At 41.6% G+C, this 10,613-nt stretch carries 8 protein-coding genes and 1 pseudogene; 3 read left to right on the top strand and 6 right to left on the bottom strand.

The annotated features are described in order from the left end of the window. A pseudogene (locus FE392_RS18875) lies at positions 1–1,196 on the top strand (hypothetical protein); the annotation flags it as partial. Positions 1,197–1,279: 83 nt separating this feature from the next. Here FE392_RS18875 and lhgD read toward each other — a convergent pair. From lhgD to FE392_RS18860, 3 genes are read right to left on the bottom strand one after another with little or no spacing between them, the layout of a single operon-like run. Further along, the gene (gene lhgD, locus FE392_RS18870; protein ID WP_319931692.1) at positions 1,280–2,476 is read right to left on the bottom strand and encodes an L-2-hydroxyglutarate dehydrogenase; all 1,197 of its coding nucleotides are present in this window, start codon (positions 2,474–2,476) and stop codon (positions 1,280–1,282) included. Next, positions 2,469–4,439: a TRAP transporter permease gene (locus tag FE392_RS18865; protein ID WP_319931691.1), complete on the bottom strand. Its 1,971-nt coding sequence runs from the start codon at positions 4,437–4,439 to the stop codon at positions 2,469–2,471. Before FE392_RS18865 ends, lhgD begins: the two co-directional genes overlap by 8 nt. Before the next feature lie 15 nt (positions 4,440–4,454). After that, a complete protein-coding gene (locus FE392_RS18860) occupies positions 4,455–5,492 on the bottom strand; it encodes a TAXI family TRAP transporter solute-binding subunit (RefSeq protein ID WP_439153510.1) in 1,038 nt (345 codons plus the stop codon). Between the two features lie 314 nt (positions 5,493–5,806). Here FE392_RS18860 and FE392_RS18855 point away from each other — a divergent pair, with 314 nt between their 5' ends. Then, the gene (locus FE392_RS18855; protein ID WP_319931690.1) at positions 5,807–6,640 is read left to right on the top strand and encodes an alpha/beta fold hydrolase; all 834 of its coding nucleotides are present in this window, start codon (positions 5,807–5,809) and stop codon (positions 6,638–6,640) included. A gap of 141 nt (positions 6,641–6,781) precedes the next feature. On the opposite strand, the gene FE392_RS18850 is transcribed toward FE392_RS18855, so the two are convergent. Then, a complete protein-coding gene (locus FE392_RS18850) occupies positions 6,782–7,360 on the bottom strand; it encodes an NAD(P)H-dependent oxidoreductase (RefSeq protein ID WP_319931689.1) in 579 nt (192 codons plus the stop codon). Positions 7,361–7,510: 150 nt separating this feature from the next. After that, positions 7,511–8,455 carry an AraC family transcriptional regulator gene (locus FE392_RS18845; protein WP_319931688.1) on the bottom strand — a complete coding sequence of 315 codons (945 nt, stop codon included), beginning with the start codon at positions 8,453–8,455 and terminating at the stop codon, positions 7,511–7,513. Positions 8,456–8,712: 257 nt separating this feature from the next. Between FE392_RS18845 and FE392_RS18840 the strand changes: the two genes are divergently transcribed. Then, positions 8,713–10,104: an amidohydrolase family protein gene (locus FE392_RS18840; RefSeq protein ID WP_319931687.1), complete on the top strand. Its 1,392-nt coding sequence runs from the start codon at positions 8,713–8,715 to the stop codon at positions 10,102–10,104. A gap of 256 nt (positions 10,105–10,360) precedes the next feature. Here the strand turns inward: FE392_RS18840 and FE392_RS18835 are convergent. Next, on the bottom strand, positions 10,361–10,613 hold a 253-nt coding region (locus FE392_RS18835), incomplete at its 5' end, for an Rpn/YhgA-type helix-turn-helix domain-containing protein (RefSeq protein ID WP_500692699.1).

Raw genomic sequence — 10,613 nt, 5'->3', positions numbered from 1 at the left:
CGATAACGATCAAGACATCAAATACTAGACAGTTTAAAGAATCCACTGCCACTGTCAGTTATCAATTGAAAAAAGGGAAAGTTAAAATTGAATTTAATAAAAAGTCTATTGAGGGCTCTATTGATAATAAGAATTATAAGTTATTGCAACAGAATCCATCTTTGCCGATTCCTCAGGATGTCAGGCTTGAAACAAAAAGCAGTGATACTTCTGTTATAAGTATCACTGGTAATACTTGGCTCATAGGCTCTACAGGTAAGACGACCATTACTCAATATATTTCTGGAAATGATTATTATGAGGATAGTGAAGGGAGCTATGAAGTCATTATATATGGCGTTCCTGATTTTTTTTCCTTACAGGCCCTTATCGTGAGTAAAGGAAAAGGAACCATTAATACCAATAATTGGACCCCGGTATTTAAAGATGACAATATTAAAGTCCAATGGGCATTGGAAAAACATAATAATATCTATGAAAAAGCTATTAGTGTAGATGTAGAGTTGGTCGAAGAAGGTGGTAATGTACTTGATAAAAAACATTATGGCATTGATCAATTTCGTTCATTTGAGTCAAAAATTACTTATTTTCATCCAAAAAAGGATTATTGGGGTAAGAAAGCATTTATTAGAGTTACAGTAAAAGGCAACGGCCCAGCTGTAACTCAGAAAAAAACGAGTTCTTTCCATATTAAAAATCTTAGACCCCATGAGATTTGGAAAAGTTTAAGTGTGGAGTCTTTTCTAAAAGTTAAATACAAGCAAGACAATTTTTATTTATCACATCACATTAGGGCGAGTAAGGGAGCTGAGGTGCGGCTAGAACACTTCGAAATTAAATTTGGTAATAATCAAGAGTTACTTTCTCCCTTGGACATTTATATAAAGCCAGAGAGCAGGGTTAATGGGACAACTACTACTAATTCTGGGGGAGGGGGATTTTCCGTTAGAAAAGATACTAAACAACCGTTTCCTGAGGTTAATAGTTATCTATTTGTAATGAGGACTGAAGGATTTAATCAATGGCCGATTGATGACAGAGGGTTTCGGTTAAGTATAGAAATTGATTATTGTAATGAACAATACTCATATCTCAGTAATAGCCGATATCCATATCCATATAATGCCAAACATGTTTCGACAATAATAGGAGGGCACGGTTGGTTTACAGATGAAAAATGGGTACTCGACGAATAACACTACTTGTTTTCATTTATAACAGTAAATAATGGAATATATAAACCGGAGCATATTTTTGTGCTCCGGTTTTTTTCTGGATATCAGTCGATGACGTTTTGCAAATGCAAGTTTACAATTTCCCTGCCAATCTCCATTGAAGCTGTCGCCGCAGGTGAGGGTGCATTACAGACATGTAATGAACGGCGGCCTTTTATAAAGTGAAAATCATCGACCAGCTTGCCATCAGCAGTAAGCGCCTGAGCACGAACACCCGCTGGCCCGGGAGTAATATCATCCGGTTGCAAGGCCGGAATAAGTTGACGGGCATTGTCAGTAAAAAGTTGACGCGAGAAGGAGCGGCGCATTTCTGCCATGCCTTCGCAAAAATAGCGGCTGGCGATTTTCCAAAACCCTTTGTATGTCAATACGTCGATTAAATCCAACGGATTGAAATCTGTCTTGCGATACCCTTCACGCTTAAATGCCAATACTGCATTCGGGCCAACATCCCGCTTACCGTTGTGCATTCGCGTAAAATGGACGCCGAGGAAAGGAAAATCAGGATTGGGGACGGGATAAATTAAGTGATTGACCAAATAGTTTTTACTATTATCAAGCACATAATATTCACCGCGGAAAGGAACGATCTTCATTCCGGTTTCGTAGCCTGCCAATTTGGCAATTCTATCACTGTGCAAGCCGGCACAATTCACCAGCCATTTTGCTTGATAACTGGCTTGTTGAGTGCGTACTTCAACATATTGGCTGTGTTCATGAATATATTGAACTTGTTGTTGATAGTGAATATCTCCACCTCTGGATTGAATGATTTCAGCCAGCTTTGCCGCAATTTCCGGATAATTAACAATGCCGGCATCGGGCACCAGTATCGCTTCCAGACCGTTGACATAAGGTTCCCGTTCTTTCAATTGATCTTGGGATAAACGGTGAATTTCAAGACCATTTTGCAGCCCTCGCTGATAGATATTTTCCAGCAATGGCAATTCATTGAGTTGTGTGGCAACTATTACTTTGCCACAACGGTCGTAATATAAACCGTGCTGCTGGCAGAAATCATATATTGTCCGATTTCCCTGTTTTGCCAGCCGTGCTTTTAAACTGCCGGGAGAATAATAAATACCGGAGTGAACGACATTGCTGTTATGGCCGCTTTGGTGGGCAGCCACGCTATTTTCTTTATCCAATATTAGCAAGCGCAAGTGTGGATATTGTTCTTGCAGGGCATTAGCTGTGCCAAGCCCAACTAATCCTGCACCTACGATGATGACATCATGCATTTTTAGCGTGCTCCTCACGGTTCTTATTTCCTAATCGGCCCAATTTATAACGCAGGAAATGCATAGCACCAGCGGCGATAATTAATCCGCCTCCCATAAAGTCGGTCAGCAAGCCCGGTTTGATTAAAAGGATAGCGGCGCCCGCGAATAGAATTCTTTCTAGCCAATGTGTTTTATTTAGCCAGAAATTGGCGGTAGCAATGGAGAGAGAATAAATACCAATTAAGGCTGTCAGGATCATATAACAGATGGACAGGGTATTTAATTCATTGCCTTGCATCAATAATGCAGGGTTGTATACCAAAATAAATGGAATGATAAAACCCGGTAAAGCCAAGCGTACTGCGCTCCATGAAGTTTGCATGGGATCCGCGCGGGCAATGCTGGCAGCCGTGTAACTGGCCAGTGCGACAGGCGGGGTAATATTGGAAAGGGCACCAAACCAAAAGACAAAGAAATGTGCGGCCAGAGGTAAAACTCCCGCCTTGATTAATATGGGTGACACTGTCACCGCAACAACGATATAAAGCGCAGTGGAAGGCAATCCCATACTGAGAACGATGCAGACTATCATGACAACAAGGAGGATCATCCACAGCGTATTGTCAGTGAGAGAGACGATATTGAAGGCCAAGGTGGAACCAATGCCAGTCATGGTAACAACGCAGATAATGACGCCGATAGTGGCACAGGCAATGGTGACTTGAATCGAACCTCGGGCTGCCTCATTCAAAGCATCCAGAATTTTCTTTGGGGTCATGCGAACAGAACTATCTGGCGTGATCCAGCTCGAAATAATAATCGAAATAATGCCGAGTGCGCCGGCATAAATCGGTGTTTTTCCCAGCAATAGTGTCCCGATAACGATAAATAACGGCAATAATAGCAATCCACGAGCTTTTAATACGGCTTTGACCTGAGGGATATTCTCCCTGCTGATGCCTTTTAACCCTTGTTTTTTTGCTTCTAAATCAATGGAAATAATCAGTGCTGCATAATAGAGAAGTGCCGGAATAATGGCAGCAATGACAATTGTGGTATAGGAAACTCCTAAAAAACCCGCCATGATAAATGCAGCCGCGCCCATTATGGGAGGCATGATCATGCCTCCGGTTGAAGCTGCTGCTTCTACTGCGCCTGCAAAACGGGGAGACAAACCAATATTTTTCATCAAGGGAATAGTGAAAGTGCCGGTTGTGGCAACATTAGCGACTGCACTGCCGCTGAGCGACCCTGTCAGGGCAGAAGAAATGACGGCAACTTGTGCAGGCCCGCCGCGGCGGCGTCCGGCTATCGCGATGGCAAGATCGTTGAATAATGCCGTTGCGCCACTCACACTTAAAAACGAGCCAAACAAAATAAAGACAACAATCGCTGTGGATGCCGTAGACAGGGTAATGCCAAAAATCCCTTCACTGGTCATGAATAGGCGGAAAAGCAGGCGTTCAAGTGAAAAACCCGCATGCCCAAAAATACCCATGAAATATTGGCCGAACAGAGCATAAATAATGGCAAAAATCGATAAACAAGGGATGAAATAACCCGTTGTTCGCCTTGCTGACTCAAATAAAACCCCAATGCCGATGATTGACATAATGTAATCGGTGGTATCGGGGATACTGTTGCGTACAACATGCAAGTCAGTGTAAGTGAAATAAAAATATCCGTAGCTTATCAAGGTAAGCAGAATAAAAAGATAATCCCAATGATTGAATGCCGGTGTTGAATAGCGTTTGGATATCGGGAACAGGATAAAGCCCAGAACCAGAATACCGCCGAGAAACGTTGCATTGCGGTAGAACTCTTGCGTATTGGACAACACATTGGCATAGACGGCATACAAGGAAATGGCAACGGCGAGCAGGGTTGCCAGAGTGAGGTAAAAACCGTGCAGATGGCGGTTGCCTGAACCGGCCTCTTTATCTTGCTCAATAGAAGATGATATTACATTGTCAGTGTTCATGGTGACTCCATAAAATTATTGAGCAGTTTTAAGTTCAGGTGGCGTAAGGTAATCAGGGATATCCAGACCAATTTCGCGGTAGTACCGATATGCCCCCAAATGCAGTGGTACGGAGACGCCTTTGAGGGCGTTTTCGGGCAATATGTATTTAGCTGAACTGTGAATTTGATGAACTTCCTTTTGATTTTCAAACATCACTTTTGTTAGCTCATAAATTGTTTTTTCATCTATTTCACGTGTCGTCATGAGAATGTTGGGTTGAGCGATGGTTTGGATGGGCTGTTCTTGACGGGGATAAGTTTCTGGTTTGATGATAAACCGGAACCATGAATTGGCGATGGCGTTAATGTCATTCAGTTGTTCATCTGTAACGGTTAAGATCCGGGCAGAGACGCCACTGGCATACATATCTGTGACTGCCGAAGCCGGAACGCCTGCCGGAAGGGCGCCGCCATCAAGTCGGCCGTCCCGCATGGCAGAGACGGTATCACCATAACCAAGGTATTCTGGTTGGATATTTTGCTTGCCAAGGTTGACCCCTTTCAGAATTATCAATGTGGATTGCTCTGTACCACTGGCTTGCGGCCCTACGGAAAAACGGGTATTGGCAATATCATTTAATGTCCCATCTTTTATTTTTTCATTTAATAGAACAAAGTGCTCAACGTTGGGCCAAAGAACGGAAATCGAGCGTAAATCGTGATAAGGGCGATTTTCAAAGTTACGGACACCTTGATAGGCTTCAACGGCGATTAAACTCTGCAAAATAGCGAGCTGTGCTTCATTTTTTTGGAGTAGATCAATATTTTCAATCGATCCCGCTGAAGATTGCCCTGTAACCTGAATATTTTCTTGTTTCAGGTGGTTGCTCCATATATTGGCGAGCCCAACCCCCATCGGATAATAAGTGCCTCCAGTTGAGGCGGTAGCGACAGAAAGGAAGCGTTTATTGGTATTTTCTATTTTTCCTGCCAGGGCCATGACGACCAGAATAATGATGGCAAGTATTGCCAGCAGCAGTTTTACTTTCTTTGTTGTTATCTTTGTTGTCATAACATGATTACCGGAAGTTGTGTAACAAATTTTTAATAATTGTACTAACCTGTATACAACATTTCGGGTGGTCATCAGAGTTTAATCTTGTAAATTTGTGATAAGTATTTGGATGTCATCAAAAAATAAACAAAAAACATACAGTATTTGATGGGGTTTTAATTAATAAAGCACAAAATAATCGTTTAATAAATCGTCATTTCATATCAACATATGAAGATATCAATTCGGCAATAGCCTCTGTTATTTGTGTTGGTTTAATGCCGTAGGCTTGTAATGAATTGATTTTATTTATTAAATTAGGAGATTGAATCATGGCGACTACACATAATGATATTCAAACCTACAATATTCAAACCCGCTATGCGGATATTTCGGTACTGGATACCGGCGGTAATGGTTTACCTGTCCTGTTGATACACGGTAATTCAAGTTGTAAGGAGATTTTTCGTTATCAAATTGATTACCTGAAAGGTAAATATCGGGTTTTGGCCCTGGATTTACCCGGACATGGCGCATCATCAAATGCCAGCGAGCCCCAACTGGCATATTCAATGCCGAGTTATGCACATACTGTCATTGAAGTGTTAGAAAAAATAGGCATCAATCGATGGGTTGTTTTTGGCTGGTCACTGGGAGGACATATCGGGCTGGAGATGTTGGCCCTGACCTCAAAAATGATTGGCTTAATGATTTGTGGCACGCCTCCAGTATCAGCAGGAGCCGATAATGTAGCCCTTGGTTTCCGGCCTAGTGAGCATATGGGGCTTGCCGGCAAAGCCGAATTTACTGAGGAGGATATTAAAAATTTTGCCAATGAAACAGCGGGCATCAATTCACCGCATGAACCTTTTATTTTTGAAGCGGTAGCAAGAACAGATGGATTGGCACGAAAATATTTATTTGAGTCTTTCCTTTCTTCTCAGGCAACCGATCAGAAACGATTGGCGGAAACCAGTGAAACCCCGTTAGCCATTGTTAATGGCGCGGGTGATCCCTTCATTAATATTAACTACATTAATGGCTTGAATTATCGAAATCTCTGGAAAGGTAAAGTATTTAATTTGGTAGACGCTGATCATGCCCCTTTCTGGGAAATACCTGAAATATTTAATCCTATTTTGTTAGCGTTTTTGGATGAGTTCTAAAGAAGTTATCATTTTTCATTCTGTTTTCAGCGCGTAATATATTTAAATGACATCAGAGAAATGAAGAGTCCACGCAATATCCCGTGGATTCTTCATTTCTTTTTAATCGTTGGTTTTAAAAATAGGGCGATAAATCAACGGTCAGAACACACTGGATAGATGTATTTTTAATTTATTAATATCCGATTCAATATCAGGTGCCTTTACCACATCATAACAATTAAATGTCGGCAAGGGCGACATACCCAAAAATTCACTGATTTTATGGAAAGGAAAAAAGAGACCATCAGCGCCTTTTCCTTCAAAAAATTGATTGGGATCTTCAAATGCTTCAAGTGGCGCATTCCAAGTCAGGGATAGCATATACGTCTTATCGTGCAATAGGCCGCCAGAACCGTATTTTTTGCTGGGGTCATGGCGGGCTCTTCCATCATTTTTAAATAATTTCCCTTGTCCTAGATTTAAAATGTCATCGAAATATTTTTTTAAGATCCAAGGCGCTCCCATCCACCACACTGGCATTTGATAAATAATGCTATCTGCCCAGAGCAATTTATCGATTTCCTCTTGAATGCCATAACCGTTATCAACATGAGTGATTTGAACTTCATGATTTAAGCCGGTCAGATGATCCCTGATAACTTCTGTAAGGGTGTTATTTAATGTTCCTTTTGATTGGTCAAAATCTTTTGCTGAATTGATGATTAAAATCCGTGACATAATGATCCTCTGCTTTATTTTTTTAATAAATTGAGAGATATATTAAGGTTATTTTTGATTTAAGAGGTGCCTATTCATTTTTAATCATTGCCTAATTCTCCAAAGGCACCTATTTATTGTTTTAGACGCCTTTTGGGGAATCGTTTTGAGTTATTGTTTTGAGTATTGTTCTGAAACAATCCGCAGCCTTTTCATGTCGCGGCAGGGAGGTTCACCAAAAAGACGGCTATATTCACGATTAAACTGTGAAGTACTTTCATAACCGACCTGAAACGCTACGCTGGACATGGTGTCATGCTGTGTCAGCAACACTCGCCTCGCTTCATGTAAACGCAGCCATTTCTGATATTGTAACGGGCTCATCGACGTAACAGCTTTAAAATGTTGGTGAAAAGAAGAAAGGCTCATCTTGGCAATTTGAGCAAGTTGCTCAACTTTAACCGGTTCGGTAAAGTGTTTTTTCAACCAATGGATGGTGTGATGGATTTGGTGGCTTGGACTTTCTTGAGAAGCCATTTGTTGTAAATATCCCCCCAAATTACTTTTCAGTAAACGATAAATGATTTCTGTTTGGAGTAAAGGAGAGAGGACGGGAATATCCTCCGGTGTATCCAATAAATCCAATAACCGGTTAATGCAGCTCAGAAGAGAATGTGTAACGGGAGTTAAAACCAGAGCACATGGATCTTGTATTCGAGGTTTTATCATTACCTTATCTTCAACCATCAATTTCGACACTTCCTGAATATCCAGCTGCAACATAAGGCACAAAAAAGGAGCATCTTGAGATGCGGTACACACTTGAGTGATAGTGGGAATATTTATTGACGTCACCAGTAGCTGCCGGGAGTCACAATAATAAGAGCGATCACCGATTGTCACCCGCTTTGCACCTTGGGCAATGATCATAATACTTGGTTCATGCAATTCACTGATCGGTGTGGTTGATTGCACCTGATGGCAGAATGTCAATTGAGGGATCGCGGTTTTGGCGGCATGAGCATTAGGGCATGTGAATCGAGCAATTTTGCCCGCTAATTTTTGTTGTTGTGCATCAATTTCTATTGTATCTGCCGTGGAATACATTCCATTCATATTAGGCTCCTTAATTATCCCTTTCTCAGACAAAATGATGAATTATTAATGTGTTATGCAGAGCATATCCTCAGGGGCGAAAATTTATATCGCTTTTATTGCCATAATAATGAATCAGGATATTGTTAATTCAATTCTCCGGTGAAAAGTGAAGTCATCGACGCTCATTTTCAATGAGTTGTTTAGTCAGTACATAAATGTTAATTATTTTCTTTGGACATAAATCATGGTTACTGACTGAAAAGGAAACAGAAGAGATGAACGAGAATAAAAATCGGCGAGAGTTCTTAAGTCAGAGTGGAAAAATCATCACGGCTTATGCGTTGCTTGGTGCAGTTAGCCCTGTTTCCTATGCAAAACAACGGGTGGCAGAAACGCGCAGTGAAACAGAGAATTCATCCAAGATAACGGATAATCATTATTATTTGGATAATGTCTTACTGGAGTCGGGGTTTGCATTTGAAGATCAGACTGTCGTCCGTACATTGACAGAACGAAAAACACTGGAAATCAACAATGGCAAAATTGTTGCCCTGCATGATAACAAACTTAATCAGGGTAATTCGCTGCCACGCTATGATGCCGGCGGTAAATTGATGCTTCCTGCCATGCGGGATATGCACATTCATCTGGATAAAACATTTTACGGTGGCCCGTGGCGTGCTCTTAATCGGCCAGAAGGCACGACTATCCGAGATATGATTAAATTTGAGCAAAAACTCCTGCTGGAATTGCAACCTTATACTCAAGAACGGGCGGAAAAGCTGATTGATCTAGTTCAGTCGAAAGGAACGACTATCGCCCGCAGCCACTGCAATATTGAACCGACATCAGGGCTGAAAAACCTCGAAAATTTGCAAGCGGTACTGGCTCGTCGTCGGTCAGGTTTCAATTGTGAGATTGTTGCTTTTCCCCAGCATGGTTTATTGCTTTCAGAATCAGTATCGTTGATGCGTGAAGCCATGCAAATGGGAGCCGATTACGTAGGCGGGCTTGATCCCACCAATGTTGACGGCGCAATGGAAAAATCGCTCGATACGACATTCCAGATTGCACTGGATTATAGTAAAGGGGTGGATATTCACCTGCATGAAGCTAATCCAGCGGGCATGGCGGCAATTAACTATATGTTGGATACCGTTGAAAAAACACCTCAATTAAAAGGTAAATTGACTATCAGCCATGCTTTTGCCTTGGCTGAGCTTAATGAACAGCAGGTAGATGAACTAGCGGAGCGTATGGCAGCACAGGGAGTTACAATTGCGTCGACTATCCCTATCGGCACGTTACATATGCCGCTCAAGCAGCTAAGCGATAAAGGCGTCTTTGTGATGACGGGTACGGATAGTGTGATAGACCATTGGTCTCCGTATGGTTTGGGAGATATGCTGGAAAAAGCTAATTTGTATGCTCAGCTATATATCCGGCCAAATGAACAAACGTTATCCCGTGCGTTGGCGATAGCGACCGGTAACGTATTGCCACTGAATGATAAAGGTGAACGAGTTTGGCCTAAACTTATGGATGATGCCAGCTTCGTGTTGGTGGATGCTTCTTGTTCCGCTGAAGCAGTGGCTCGTATTTCCCCTCGAGTCGCGACGTTTCATCATGGAAAAATGGTGTGGGGGAGTGTGGATAAAGTGGGATAATGGCATGAATAAAAAAGAGATCTTATCTAAATGTAGTTGTATAAATTAAAATCAAAAAGATGGAGTTAGATTCTATACGAATTGTTTTTTTCATTAAATGAAATACTGAAAGATATCAAAAATAATCAAATATTAAGATAAAAGCCTCGGTTAAAATAACGAGGTTTTTATGTAAGCGGTAATCTCATTACCAACACGGTATATACTCTTACCCACTCTAAAAAAAGAGGGTAAAAGCACAGAAAAATCTGGAAGGTTATTGCAGGGAGAGGAGGTCTTCTCGGCTAAGGCCGGTGCTTTCCATAATTAGCTCAAGATTGACCCCATTTTTTAAGAGAGTACGGGCAATATTGATTGATGCTTGTTTTTCACCTTGCTGTATACCCTGAGATATACCTTGCTGTATACCCTGAGATATACCTTGTTGTATGCCTTGTGATATACCTCTCTGTATGCCTTGCGTCATACCCTGTTGTAGACCTTCTTCTCGACCTTTATCATGCAAACGT

Source organism: Xenorhabdus santafensis (assembly GCF_033949405.1).
GTDB lineage: Bacteria > Pseudomonadota > Gammaproteobacteria > Enterobacterales > Enterobacteriaceae > Xenorhabdus > Xenorhabdus santafensis.
Note: the sequence above shows the minus strand (reverse complement) of the source record. Positions and strands in the feature narration are given on the sequence as shown.